We start from the raw sequence: 11,881 nt of genomic DNA, 5'->3' as shown, positions 1-11,881 counted from the left end.
CTTACTTTGCGGTGCGCGGCTACTTGTACGGCAGGCCGAAGCGGAGGCGCTGCTGGCTGCCGCCGCAGCCCAGGCCACCCTCCGGACGGTAGCTCTGGGTGTAGCGCGCGCCGGACTGGATGGCGACGCTGGCCGGCGAGAAGACGAACGGCGGATAGGCGTAGAGCGTCCGGACATTGGCGGTCCGCCCGCCGGCGGTCACGTCGAACTCGGTCTTCGTCCACCCCTCGAAGCCCCAGCGTAGGGCCTCCTGCGGGAAATCGTTGGAGCTGGCATTGCTGGCCGTCAGCGCCGGAACGGCATCGACGAGGGCGCATTGCTGCGCCGTCAGGCCGGACTGGCGATAGGCGGCGCGCGCCGCCGCGAGGTCGCCGAGCTGCGCCTTCGTCGTGGCCAGCCGCAGCAGCGCGCCGACCATCAGCGGGTCGTGCGGGTCGAGGCCGGGTCCGGCGACCGCCGCCTCCAGCACGGGCTGTGCCACGCGATAGTCGCGCAGCGCCATCAGCACGTCCGCCTGCACCAGCAGCACCGCCGCCCGCGCCTGGGGATCCTGCGCGATCGGCGCGCGCGCCGCGGCCGCGGCCAGCACCGGCACCTGCCGGCGCCACGCCGCGCGACCTGTGGTTCCGAAAGCGAGCAAGGACGCTTCCCGTATCGAGAGGTAGGCGACGACCTGCGCCGGCGCCTTCTCCGCCAGAGCGGCGGCCTGCGCCTGGCGTGTAAGCGCCATCCACTCCCCGACAGGGAGCGCAACCCTGTTCTCCAGCAGCGTGGGCGACGGATGCGTCGCCTGCCACGCCGCCACCGCCGGCTTCAGCAGGTCCGTCACGCTCGGCCGATCGGTCGCGAGCGAGCAGCGTATCTCGATCCGCATCGCGGACCGGAAGAAGGGCTTGATCTTGGCCGCCTCCTCGGGCTTCCAAGTCCAGCCGGACACGGCCCTGGCGAAGGCCAGCGCGGCCGGGCCGTTGCGCGAGGCATAGATCGGCGCGGCGCCGCCCACGCTCCCGTCATCACGGATGCTGAGCTCGACGACGCCGACCGTGTCCGGCAGCAGCCCGGCATCCGCGTCGCAGAGCGGCGCATTGTCTCCGTCGATCGGCGGCGGCAGCACGTCGCGCTGCGTGCCGGCGCCGGTATAGGCCATGTAGCGGCGCGCCGCCTCCTGGTTGCCCGCCAGCAGCGCCGCGATCGCCGCGTCCGATCGCGCCGACACGTCGGCGAGGTCCAGCTGCAGGGTGAGCCCGCCGAGCGCCTTCACCGCCGCTTCCAGCTCCACTCGGGCGGCGGCGAACTGTCGCGCGTTCAACAGCACGCGCCCTTTCAGGTTGCGATACAGCGCATCCATCTGGGCGGCGGCCTTGGCGTCGCCGCCGGCGGGAACGGCCAGCGCCTTGTCGACCAGCGCCAGCGCGGCGGCGGGATCGTCGAACATCGTGACGCGGGCCTGCGCGGCCCAGATCGCCCGCTTGCTCTCCGGCCTGGTCGCCGCTGCCTCCGCCAGGCGATAGGATCGCAGCGCCGCGACGTAATCGAACGTGCGCTCGTCGAGGATTCCCAGCGCCATTGCGACATCGATGCGATCGCTGGCGAGCGACGGATCGTCGCCCGCCATGTTGGCCAGGGCGTAGCGCAGCAGCGGCTCGGCCTCCTCCGAACGGCGGAGGTCGTTCAGCAGCACGCCCCGCCGCCCCCGCACGAGCGCGAGAGTCGCCGGCCGCGCCTTCTCACCCAGGCGCCGCTCGATCGCCTCATAGCCGGCCACGGCCGCCGCGACGTCACCGCGCACGGCGGCCGCCTGCGCCTGGTCGAACAGCTGCTGGATGGTGGGCCGGGCAGCGCCACCCGCCACAGGCTCGGCCGCCACCCCCGCTCGCGCGGCGAGGCCCGCCAGCACCATGCCCAGCAGCAGGGTCATCAGCCTCCGCATCGACCGGCCCCTCCCCGCTGACTTAGGCCGCCGGGGCGTTCGCCCGATCGAGGATGGCGGCGATCTGCTGCGTCACCGCGTCGATGTCGGCCATGCCGTCCACCCGCGCCACGATGCCGCGCGCCTCGTACAGCGGCAGGATCGGCGCCGTCTTGGCGCGATACTCGGCCATGCGCGTGCGCACCGTCTCCTCATTGTCGTCGGGGCGGCGCTTGAACTCGGTCGATCCGCACACGTCGCATACGCCGGCGACGGCCGTCTGCTTGAAACGATCGTGATAGCCCTCGCCACACTTGGCACACGTGAAGCGGCCGGTGATCCGCTCGACCAGCGCGTCCTCGTCAACGGCCAGCTCGATCACATGGTCCAGGGTGCGGCCGCGCTCGGCCAGCAGCACGTCCAGCGCCTCGGCCTGCGCGGCGGTGCGCGGATAGCCGTCGAAGATGGCGCCCGCGCCGTCCAGCCCGTCCAGCCGCTCGCCGATCAGGGCCGAGACGATCGCGTCGGACACCAGCTCGCCCGCCTCCATCACCGCCTTGGCCTTCACGCCCACCGGCGTGCCGGCCTTCAACGCGGCGCGCAGCATGTCTCCGGTAGAGAGCTGCACCATGCCGCGCTGCTGCTCCAGCCGGCTCGCCTGGGTGCCCTTGCCCGCCCCCGGCGGCCCGAGCAGAATGATGTTCATGCCTGTCCGTCCCCTGCCCTGACCGCGCCTAGCGGCGCATACCGCCCTTCAGCTTCGCCTTCTTGATGAGGTCGCCATATTGGTGCGCCAGCAGATGGCTCTGAATCTGGGTCACGGTATCGATGGTTACGTTGACGACGATCAGAAGGCTAGTGCCGCCGAGATAGAAGGGAATGCCCGCCCGCGCCACCAGCGCCTCCGGCACCAGGCAGATGAAGGTCAGGTAGGCGGCGCCCAGCACGGTGATCCGCGTCAGCACGTAATCGAGATAGTCGGCGGTGTTCTTGCCCGGGCGGATGCCGGGGATGAAGCCTCCGTAGCGCTTCAGATTGTCCGCCGTCTCCTCCGGATTGAACACCACGGCGGTGTAGAAAAAGCAGAAGAAGATGATCCCCGCCGCGTAGAGCGTCATGTAGAGCGGCGTGCCGTGCTGCAGCCACTGGTTCAGGCTGATGACGAAATCGCCCCACCGGCTCTCCCCCGCCACGCGCTGCCCGGCGAACTGGGTGATCGTCAGTGGCATCAGCAGCAGCGAGGAGGCGAAGATCGGCGGGATCACATTGGCCGTGTTGATCTTCAACGGCAGGTGGCTCTTGTCCGCCTGCATCATGCCGCGCTGGGTCTGGCGCTTGGGATACTGGATCAGCACGCGGCGCTGCGCCCGCTCCATGAAGCAGATGAACGCGATCAGGCCCAGCACCAGCACCAGCGTGCCGATGATGAGCACAGGCGAGAGCGAGCCGGTGCGCCCGCCCTCGAACACCTGCGCCAGCGCGTGCGGCAGCTGGCTGACGATGCCGGCCATGATGATGAGGGAGACGCCGTTGCCGATGCCGCGGCTGGTGATCTGCTCGCCCAGCCACATCAGGAACATCGTGCCGCCGATCAGCGAGATCACGCAGGTGATGCGGAACAGCAGGCCCGGATCGACCACCGCCGTCATGCCCTGCCCCGCGCCCCAGCCTTCCAGGCCCACGGCGATGAAATAGCCCTGCACGGCGGTGAGGAAGACGGTGCCGTAGCGCGTATACTGGTTCAGCTTCTTGCGCCCGCTCTCGCCCTCCTTCTTGATCGCGCCCAGGGTCGGCGACAGCGACGTCGCCAGCTGGATGACGATCGAGGCGGTGATGTAGGGCATCACGCCCAGCGCGATCAGGCTCATCCGCTCCAGCGAGCCACCGGAGAAGGTGTTGAAGAAATCGAGCACGCCGCCGCGCGTCGTCTCGAACAGGGAGTTCAGCGCGATCGGATCGATGCCGGGCAGCGGCACGAAGCTGAGCAGCCGGAACACGACGAGCGCGCCCAGGGTGAACCAGAGCCGCTTCTTGAGCTCGGTCGCCTTGGCGAACTGGCCAAGGCTGATGTTGGCGGCCATTTGTTCGGCTGCGGATGCCATGTGATGCTCGACCCCAGAAAATACGGCCCGGAAAAATGATGCGGCGGCGGAGTGCCTCTACGCCCCCCGCCGCCTCATATAATGTCGAGCCCGGCTTTGTCTAAGCCGAAGGTGCCCGGACGGCGGCGGGTCAGGCTTTGGCCGCCGACTTCTTGGCATCCTTGTCCGCCGCGCGCGCCTTCTGAGCGACGCGGTGCTTGGCGGCATGCTTGTCCGCCGCCGCGACCACCTCGATCACCTCGACCGAGCCGCCCGCCGCCTCGATCGCCGCCCTGGCGCCGGCCGAGACGCCGGCGACGCGGAAGCTGAGGGCGGCCGTCAGGCTGCCCTTGCCCAGGATGCGCACGCCGTCCTTGCCGCCGCGCGCCACGCCGGCCGCCTTCAGCGCCGCGTGGTCGATCGTGCCGCCGCTGGCCAGCGTGCCGGCATCGACCAGCTTCTGGATCGCGCCCAGGTTGACCTCGGCATGATCCTTGGCGAAGATGTTGTTGAAGCCGCGCTTCGGGATACGCATGTGCAGCGGCATCTGGCCGCCCTCGAAGCCGTTGATCGAGACGCCGGAGCGGCTCGTCTGGCCCTTCTGGCCGCGCCCGGCCGTCTTGCCCAGGCCGGAGCCGATGCCGCGCCCGACGCGCACCCGGCCCTTGCGGGCGCCCTCATTGTCGCGGAGATCGTTCAGTTTCATCGGAGCACTCGCTTTCGCTTTAGTCGCGCTGGAAATAAGGGGGCGCCGTATAGCGCCCCTAGAACGACACGCCACCCTCGCGGGCGACGTTTCGTCGGTTCAGGCCTCCTCGACCTTCACCATGTGCTGCACCACGCGGATCATGCCGCGAATCTCGGGCGAGTCCTCGCGCTCCACCGTCTTGTGCATCTTGTTCAGGCCGAGACCGACGAGGGTCGCGCGCTGCTTGTCGATGCGGCGGATCGGGGATCCCGTCTGGGTGATCTTCAGGGTCGCCATGTCGCTTACTCCACCACCGCGACGGCTTCGGCCTCGGCCACCTCGGTGGAGGCGCCGCCACGGCCGAGCAGGTCGGCGATCTTCTTGCCGCGCCGCTGCGCCACCGACTTGGGGCTGGTCTGGTCGCCCAGCGCCTCGAAGGTCGCGCGGATCATGTTGTACGGGTTGTTCGTGCCGACCGACTTGGTGACGACATCGTGCACGCCCAGGCTCTCGAAGATGGCGCGCATCGGGCCGCCGGCGATGATGCCGGTGCCGGCGGGCGCCGCCCGCAGATAGACCAGGCCCGCACCGAAATGGCCGCGGCCGTCATGGTGCAGGGTCCGGCCTTCCCGCAGGGGAACGCGGATCATCGCCTTCTTGGCGGCGGCGGTCGCCTTGGTGATCGCCTCCGGCACCTCGCGCGCCTTGCCATGGCCGAAGCCGGCGCGGCCCTTGCCGTCGCCCACGACCACGAGCGCCGCGAAGCCGAAGCGCTTGCCGCCCTTCACCGTCTTGGAGACGCGGTTGATGTGGACCAGCTTCTCGATCAGCTCCTCGCCGCCCTCGTCCTGGCCGCCACCGCGACGATCGTCGCGACGGCCGCGATTGCCGCCGCGCTGGTCGCGATTGCCGCCCCCGGGGCCACGACCGCCACCGGGGCCGCCACGGCCGCCGCGCGGGCCACGCCCGCCCGGGCCGCCCGGGCCGCGATCGTTGGTCGGGCCGTCCTGGGGGGTGCCGTCGGCGGGGGCGCCGGGCTGGCCCTGGATCTCGTTGGTGTCAGCCATTTAGAACTCCAATCCGCCTTCGCGGGCGGCATCGGCCAGCGCCTTCACGCGGCCATGAAACAGGAAGCCGCCGCGATCGAACACGACCCTGGTGACGCCGGCGGCGGCGGCCTTCTCGGCCAGCCGCTTGCCTACCGCCGCGGCCGCATCGGCCGTCGCGCCGGTCGTGCCGCGCACGTCCTTCTCCAAGGTCGAGGCGGAGGCGACGGTGCGCCCCTGCTCGTCGTCGATCACCTGCGCGTAGATGTGCCGGCCAGAGCGGTGGACCGAGAGGCGCGGACGCAGATTGCCCTTCACGCGCAATGCCGTGCGAACGCGCTGGCGACGCTTCTGGAAGAGGGAAAGACCCTTGGCCATTACTTCTTCTTCCCTTCCTTGCGGAAGATGAACTCGCCCGCATATTTGATACCCTTGCCCTTGTAGGGCTCGGGCTTGCGCCAGCGGCGGATCTCGGCGGCCAGCTGGCCCACGGCCTGCTTGTCGATCCCGCTGATGTTCACGGTCGTCTGATCGGGCGTCGCCACCGTCAGGCCTTCCGGCACGTCGATGTCGACATCGTGGCTGTAGCCCAGCTGCAGCTTCAGCTTGCTGCCCTGCACGGACGCGCGATAGCCCACGCCGGTGATGAGCAGCTTCTTGGTGAAGCCCTCTGTCACGCCGGTAACGAGGTTCTGCACCAGCGTGCGCTGCATGCCCCAGAAGGACCGGGCGCGCTTGGTGTCGTTGGCCGGCTGCACCGAGATGCCGCCATCCTCCACCGTGTACGTCACCTCGTCCGCCAGGTTCAAGGTCAGCGTGCCCTTGGCGCCCTTTACGGAGAGCGTCCTGCCCTCGATCGCGGCCGTCACCCCGGCGGGGATCGGAACCGGCTTCTTACCGATGCGGCTCATATCAGAATACCTCCGCGAGCACCTCGCCGCCGACGTTCTGGTCGCGCGCTTCCGCGTCGGACAGAACGCCCTTCGGCGTCGAGACGATGGTGATGCCAAGGCCGTTGCGCACGCGCGGCAGCTCCTTGGAGCCCGAATAGACGCGGCGGCCCGGCTTGGAGACGCGCGCGACGTGCTGGATCGCGGGCTGGCCCTCGAAATATTTCAGCTCGATGCGTAGGCCGCTATGGCCGGCCAGCTCCTCCTCGGAATAGCCGCGGATATAGCCCTCGCGCTGGAGCACATCCAGCACGCGCGCGCGCAGCTTGGAGGCGGGCGAGAGCACGCTGTCCTTGCGCGCCCGCTGGCCGTTGCGGATGCGGGTGAGCAGATCGCCCAGGGGATCGGTCAATGCCATCTGATAATCCTTACCAGCTCGACTTCGTGACGCCGGGGATCAGGCCCTTGTTGGCCAGATCGCGCAGCTGCACGCGGCAGAGCCGGAACTTGCGGTAGTAAGCACGCGGGCGGCCGGTCAGCTCGCAGCGGTTGCGCACCCGGGTCGGGTTCGCGTTGCGCGGCAGCGACGACATCTTCAGCCGCGCCATGATGCGCTCGCCCTCGTCGAGGGACTCGTCGTCCGCGATCGCCTTGAGAGCCGCGAACTTGCCGGCATACTGCTTCACCAGCTTCTTGCGCTTCTCGTTCTTGTTGATCGAACTCAGTTTCGCCATGACTTAAGTTCTTCCTTCTAGCCCGCCCCCGCGAGGGGAGAGGGATGGGAGAGGGCCTATCAGGCCGCCTTCTTCTCTGCGGTTTCTTCCTGCGGGAACGGGAAGCCGAACAGGCGGAGCAGCTCGCGCGCTTCCTCGTCGGTCTTCGCGGTCGTCGCCACGATCACGTCCATGCCCCGGATGTTGTCGACCTTGTCGTAGCTGATCTCGGGGAAGATCAGCTGCTCCTTCAGGCCGGTGGCATAATTGCCACGGCCGTCGAACGACTTCGGGTTCAGCCCGCGGAAGTCGCGCACGCGCGGCAGCGCGATCGTGACGAAACGGTCGAGGAACTCGTACATCCGCTCGCGGCGCAGCGTCACCTTCGCGCCGATCGGCATGCCCTCACGCAGCTTGAACTGCGCGATCGACTTCTTCGCCTTCGTCACGACGGCCTTCTGGCCGGCGATCAGCGTCATCTCGGCCGCGGCCTGCTCGACGCGCTTCTTGTCCTGCGTCGCATCGCCCACGCCCATGTTCAGCACGATCTTGCTGAGCCGGGGCACTTCCATGACGTTCTTGTAGCCGAACTTCTCGGTCATCGCCTTGGCGATGGTCTCGTCGTACATCCGCTTCATGCGCGGCGTATAAGCGGCATCAGCCATTGACGGTCTCCCCGGTCTTCACGGCCACGCGGACCTTCTTGCCGTCGCGCACCTCGAAGCGGACGCGCGTCGGCTTGCCGTCGGCCGTCGCGATCGCGACCTTCGACACGTGCAGCGGCGCCTCGACCCGGTCGAGGCCGCCCTGCGGGTTGCCCTGGCTCGGCTTGCGGTGGCGGGTCGAGACGTTCACGCCCGACACGATCACCTTCGCATCCTTGGGCATGGACTTGGTGACTTCACCCGTCTTGCCCTTGTCCTTGCCGGACAGCACGACCACCCGGTCGCCCTTCTTGATCTTCAACGCGGCCATGTCACAGCACCTCGGGCGCGAGCGAAATGATCTTCATGTGGCCCTTGCCGCGCAGCTCGCGCACGACCGGGCCGAAGATGCGGGTGCCGATCGGCTCCCCGCTATTCTTGTTGATCAGCACCGCGGCATTGCCGTCGAAGCGGATCGTCGAGCCGTCGGCCCGGTGGATGTCCTTGGCGGTGCGGACGATGACGGCGCGGTGCACGTCACCCTTCTTCACCTTGCCGCGCGGCGCGGCTTCCTTGATCGAGACGACGATCACGTCGCCCACGGTCGCGAAGCGCCGCTTGGAGCCGCCGAGCACCTTGATGCACTGAACGCGCTTGGCGCCCGAATTGTCGGCGACGTCGAGGTTGGACTGCATCTGGATCATCGGTCAGTCCTCCTTCAGGCCGTGTAGGCTTCGGCAGACGCCGGAGCGTCCGGATCGGCCTTGGCCAGCACCTTCCACGTCTTCAGCTTGCTGATCGGCGCGCACTCCTCGATGCGGACGATCTCGCCTTCCCTGAACGTGTTCGCCTCGTCATGGGCGTGATACTTCTTCGAAAGGCGCATGATCTTGCCGTACACAGGGTGCTTCACCTTGCGCTCGACGAGGACCACCACCGTCTTGTCGGTCTTGTCGGAGACCACCGTTCCCGTCAGCACGCGCTTCGGCATGGCTGGTGCTCCTTACTTGCTTGCCGCAGACGCGCGCTGCGTCTGGAGCGTCTTGATCTGCGCGATCGTGCGGCGCACCTCGCGCACGCGGCTGGGCTTCTCCAGCTGGTTCGTCGCCGCCTGGAAGCGCAGGTTGAACTGCTCCCGCTTCAGCTCGCCCAGCTGGGTCGAAAGCTGGTCGTCGCTCGACGACGTGAGATCTGCGATCTTTGCCATGGTCAGACGGCCTCGTGGACGGATTCACCGAGGCGGGCGACCACCTTGGTCTTGATGGGGAGCTTCTCCATCGCGCGCTCGAAGGCGACGCGGGCGATCGGGCCGGGCACGCCGTCCAGCTCGAACAGGATGCGGCCCGGCTTCACGCGGGCGGCCCAGAATTCCGGCGAGCCCTTGCCGGAGCCCATGCGGACCTCGGCCGGCTTCGACGAGACCGGCACGTCCGGGAACACGCGGATCCACAAGCGGCCCTGGCGCTTGATGTGGCGGGTGATCGCGCGGCGCGCCGCCTCGATCTGACGGGCGGTGATCCGGTCCGGCTCCATTGCCTTCAGGCCGAACGCGCCGAAATTGAGCGCGGTCCCGCCCTTGGCGTCGCCGGAGATGCGGCCCTTGAAGGCCTTGCGGAACTTGGTGCGCTTTGGTTGCAGCATTTCTAAAATCGCCTTCTGACACCGATCAACGGTCGATCAGGCAACTGAGGAGTCCCCGTTAAGGGATTGGGCCTCAGCGTGCCGGACGGACCCCCGAGGTCTGAGCTTCCATCATGAGCCGATCCTGCGCGAGCGGATCGTGGCCGAGGATCTCGCCCTTGAAGATCCACACCTTGATCCCGCAGACGCCGTAGGCGGTGTGCGCCTCGGCCTCGGCATAGTCGACGTTCGCGCGCAGCGTGTGCAGCGGCACCCGGCCCTCGCGATACCATTCGGTCCGCGCGATCTCCGCGCCGCCGAGACGGCCGGCGCAGGTGATGCGGATGCCCTCTGCGCCCAGGCGCAGGGCGGACTGCACGGCCCGCTTCATCGCCCGGCGGAACGCCACGCGACGCTCCAGCTGGTCGGCGACCGACTGCGCGACGAGCTTGCTGTCGATCTCCGGCTTGCGGATCTCGACGATGTTCAGGCTCACGTCGGACGAGGTCATCTTGCCCAGCGTGCGGCGCAGCTTCTCGATGTCCGCACCCTTCTTGCCGATGATCACGCCAGGGCGCGCGGCATAGACGGAGATGCGGCACAGCTTGGCCGGACGCTCGATCACCACCTTCGAGATCGCCGCCTGCGGCAGCGACTTCATGATGAACTTGCGGATCTTCAGATCCTCAAGCAGCAGGCGGCCATAATCGGCGCCGTCCGCGTACCAGCGGCTGTCCCACGTGCGGTTGATCTGCAACCGCATGCCGATCGGGTTGGATTTCTGGCCCATGTTACTCCCCAGCCTCCTCGACTTCGCGCACGACGACGCGCAGGCGCGAGAACGGCTTCTCGATGCGCGAGGAGCGGCCACGGCCGCGCGTCGCGAAACGCTTCATCACGAGGCCGCGACCGACGGAGGCTTCCTGTACCACCAGCGCATCGACATCGAGATTGTGATTGTTCTCGGCGTTGGCAATGGCCGAGGCCAGGCACTTGCGCACGTCGACCGCCATCGCCTTCTTGGAGAAAGCGAGCACGTTCAGCGCGTCGGACGCCTTGCGGTTGCGGATCAGCGCGGCGACCAGGTTCAGCTTCTGCGCCGAACCGCGCACCGCCGTGGCGACGGCGAGCGCTTCCTTGTCGCCCACCTTGCGGGGGGATGCCGGCTTGCTCATCAGCGCTTGCCCTTCTTGTCGGCGGCGTGGCCGGGGAAGTAGCGCGTCGGCGCGAACTCACCCAGCTTCATGCCGACCATCTCCTCGTTGACCGACACCGGCACGAACTTGCGGCCATTGTAGACGCTGAAGGTCAGCCCCACGAACTGCGGCAGGATCGTCGAGCGACGCGACCAGGTCTTGATGGCACCACGGGTGCCGCCGTCGGCCGCAGCTTCCGCCTTCTTGAGAAGGTGGAGATCGACGAACGGACCTTTCCAGACGGAACGGGCCATGGATTACCTCTTCTTCTTCGCGTGACGCGAACGGATGATCATGTTGTCCGTCGCCTTGTTCGAGCGGGTGCGCGCACCCTTGGTCGGCTTGCCCCACGGCGTCACCGGATGGCGGCCGCCCGAGGTCCGACCCTCGCCACCGCCGTGCGGATGGTCGACCGGGTTCTTGGCGACGCCGCGGGTCAGCGGGCGCTTGCCCAGCCAGCGGTTGCGGCCGGCCTTGGCGAGGTTCTGGTTGGCGTTGTCCGGGTTGGACACCGCGCCCACCGTGCACATGCAGTCCGACCGGATGTAGCGCTGCTCGCCCGAGTTCAGGCGGACCATCACCATGCCCTTGTCGCGACCGACGATCTGCACGTAGGTGCCCGCCGCGCGCGCGATCTGACCACCCTTGCCGGGCTTCATCTCGACATTGTGGACGATCGTGCCCACCGGCGCCTGGCCGATCTCCATCGCGTTGCCCGGCTTCGTGTCGGTCTTCCTGGCCGCCACGATCGAGTCACCCACGGCGAGACGCTGCGGGGCGATGATGTAGTTCAGCTCGCCGTCCTCATACTTCACCAGGGCGATGAAGGCCGAGCGGTTGGGATCATATTCCAGATGCTCGACGATCGCCGGTGCGTCCCACTTGCGACGCTTGAAGTCGATGATGCGATACTTCTGCTTGTGGCCGCCGGCGATGCCGCGCGCGGTGGCGTGGCCCATGTTGTTGCGGCCGCCGGACTTGCGCTTGCCCTCGGTCAGCGCCTTGACGGGCTTACCCTTCCACAGCGACGACTTGTCGACGAGGATCAGGCCGCGGCGGGCCGGGCTCGTCGGGTTGTAATTCTTGAGTGCCAT

20 protein-coding genes are annotated in these 11,881 nt (G+C 68.1%); all 20 read right to left on the bottom strand.

Features of this window, described 5'->3' with window-relative positions; translation table 11 throughout:
- Nucleotides 1-19 precede the first annotated feature (19 nt).
- Nucleotides 20-1,930 (bottom strand): hypothetical protein, encoded by a 1,911-nt coding sequence (locus GNT64_RS01525; RefSeq protein WP_197277226.1) that lies wholly within the window; start codon nucleotides 1,928-1,930, stop codon nucleotides 20-22.
- Nucleotides 1,931-1,952: 22 nt separating this feature from the next.
- Nucleotides 1,953-2,615 carry an adenylate kinase gene (locus GNT64_RS01520; protein ID WP_156677921.1) on the bottom strand — a complete coding sequence of 221 codons (663 nt, stop codon included), beginning with the start codon at nucleotides 2,613-2,615 and terminating at the stop codon, nucleotides 1,953-1,955.
- Nucleotides 2,616-2,643: 28 nt separating this feature from the next.
- A complete protein-coding gene (gene secY, locus GNT64_RS01515; protein ID WP_156677920.1) occupies nucleotides 2,644-4,011 on the bottom strand; it encodes a preprotein translocase subunit SecY in 1,368 nt (455 codons plus the stop codon).
- 130 nt (nucleotides 4,012-4,141) lie between these two features.
- Nucleotides 4,142-4,696, bottom strand: coding sequence for a 50S ribosomal protein L15 (gene rplO / locus GNT64_RS01510; RefSeq protein ID WP_156677919.1), 555 nt, complete (start codon nucleotides 4,694-4,696; stop codon nucleotides 4,142-4,144).
- Between the two features lie 99 nt (nucleotides 4,697-4,795).
- Nucleotides 4,796-4,975 (bottom strand): 50S ribosomal protein L30, encoded by a 180-nt coding sequence (rpmD, locus tag GNT64_RS01505; RefSeq protein WP_156677918.1) that lies wholly within the window; start codon nucleotides 4,973-4,975, stop codon nucleotides 4,796-4,798.
- Nucleotides 4,976-4,980: 5 nt separating this feature from the next.
- Nucleotides 4,981-5,745: a 30S ribosomal protein S5 gene (rpsE, locus tag GNT64_RS01500; RefSeq protein WP_156677917.1), complete on the bottom strand. Its 765-nt coding sequence runs from the start codon at nucleotides 5,743-5,745 to the stop codon at nucleotides 4,981-4,983.
- Nucleotides 5,746-6,102, bottom strand: a complete 357-nt coding sequence (gene rplR, locus GNT64_RS01495) for a 50S ribosomal protein L18 (protein WP_156677916.1) — start codon at nucleotides 6,100-6,102, stop codon at nucleotides 5,746-5,748.
- Nucleotides 6,102-6,635, bottom strand: a complete 534-nt coding sequence (gene rplF, locus GNT64_RS01490; RefSeq protein ID WP_156677915.1) for a 50S ribosomal protein L6 — start codon at nucleotides 6,633-6,635, stop codon at nucleotides 6,102-6,104. Before rplF ends, rplR begins: the two co-directional genes overlap by 1 nt.
- Before the next feature lies 1 nt (nucleotide 6,636).
- Nucleotides 6,637-7,032 (bottom strand): 30S ribosomal protein S8, encoded by a 396-nt coding sequence (gene rpsH / locus GNT64_RS01485; protein ID WP_156677914.1) that lies wholly within the window; start codon nucleotides 7,030-7,032, stop codon nucleotides 6,637-6,639.
- Nucleotides 7,033-7,042: 10 nt separating this feature from the next.
- Nucleotides 7,043-7,348 carry a 30S ribosomal protein S14 gene (rpsN, locus tag GNT64_RS01480; protein ID WP_156677913.1) on the bottom strand — a complete coding sequence of 102 codons (306 nt, stop codon included), beginning with the start codon at nucleotides 7,346-7,348 and terminating at the stop codon, nucleotides 7,043-7,045.
- Nucleotides 7,349-7,407: 59 nt separating this feature from the next.
- A complete protein-coding gene (rplE, locus tag GNT64_RS01475) occupies nucleotides 7,408-7,992 on the bottom strand; it encodes a 50S ribosomal protein L5 (protein ID WP_156677912.1) in 585 nt (194 codons plus the stop codon).
- Nucleotides 7,985-8,302: a 50S ribosomal protein L24 gene (rplX, locus tag GNT64_RS01470; protein WP_156677911.1), complete on the bottom strand. Its 318-nt coding sequence runs from the start codon at nucleotides 8,300-8,302 to the stop codon at nucleotides 7,985-7,987. Before rplX ends, rplE begins: the two co-directional genes overlap by 8 nt.
- A 1-nt stretch (nucleotide 8,303) precedes the next feature.
- Entirely contained in the window at nucleotides 8,304-8,675 is a 372-nt protein-coding gene (rplN, locus tag GNT64_RS01465) for a 50S ribosomal protein L14 (protein WP_156677910.1), read from the bottom strand.
- A 14-nt stretch (nucleotides 8,676-8,689) separates the two neighbouring features.
- Nucleotides 8,690-8,962: a 30S ribosomal protein S17 gene (rpsQ, locus tag GNT64_RS01460; protein ID WP_156677909.1), complete on the bottom strand. Its 273-nt coding sequence runs from the start codon at nucleotides 8,960-8,962 to the stop codon at nucleotides 8,690-8,692.
- 12 nt (nucleotides 8,963-8,974) lie between these two features.
- Nucleotides 8,975-9,178 carry a 50S ribosomal protein L29 gene (rpmC, locus tag GNT64_RS01455; RefSeq protein WP_156677908.1) on the bottom strand — a complete coding sequence of 68 codons (204 nt, stop codon included), beginning with the start codon at nucleotides 9,176-9,178 and terminating at the stop codon, nucleotides 8,975-8,977.
- Between the two features lie 2 nt (nucleotides 9,179-9,180).
- Nucleotides 9,181-9,612, bottom strand: a complete 432-nt coding sequence (rplP, locus tag GNT64_RS01450) for a 50S ribosomal protein L16 (RefSeq protein ID WP_156677907.1) — start codon at nucleotides 9,610-9,612, stop codon at nucleotides 9,181-9,183.
- A 73-nt stretch (nucleotides 9,613-9,685) separates the two neighbouring features.
- A complete protein-coding gene (gene rpsC, locus GNT64_RS01445) occupies nucleotides 9,686-10,381 on the bottom strand; it encodes a 30S ribosomal protein S3 (protein ID WP_156677906.1) in 696 nt (231 codons plus the stop codon).
- Between the two features lies 1 nt (nucleotide 10,382).
- Nucleotides 10,383-10,766: a 50S ribosomal protein L22 gene (rplV, locus tag GNT64_RS01440; RefSeq protein ID WP_156677905.1), complete on the bottom strand. Its 384-nt coding sequence runs from the start codon at nucleotides 10,764-10,766 to the stop codon at nucleotides 10,383-10,385.
- Complete coding sequence (gene rpsS, locus GNT64_RS01435; RefSeq protein ID WP_156677904.1) at nucleotides 10,766-11,041, bottom strand: 30S ribosomal protein S19; 276 nt, start codon at nucleotides 11,039-11,041, stop codon at nucleotides 10,766-10,768. The genes rplV and rpsS overlap by 1 nt, the downstream gene beginning before the upstream one ends.
- A gap of 3 nt (nucleotides 11,042-11,044) precedes the next feature.
- On the bottom strand, nucleotides 11,045-11,881 hold the full coding sequence (gene rplB / locus GNT64_RS01430) for a 50S ribosomal protein L2 (RefSeq protein WP_156677903.1): 837 nt from the start codon (nucleotides 11,879-11,881) through the stop codon (nucleotides 11,045-11,047).

The sequence above is a fragment of the Sphingomonas profundi genome (genome assembly GCF_009739515.1).
Taxonomy (GTDB): domain Bacteria; phylum Pseudomonadota; class Alphaproteobacteria; order Sphingomonadales; family Sphingomonadaceae; genus Alterirhizorhabdus; species Alterirhizorhabdus profundi.
This window is presented reverse-complemented; position numbering and strand designations above follow the sequence as displayed.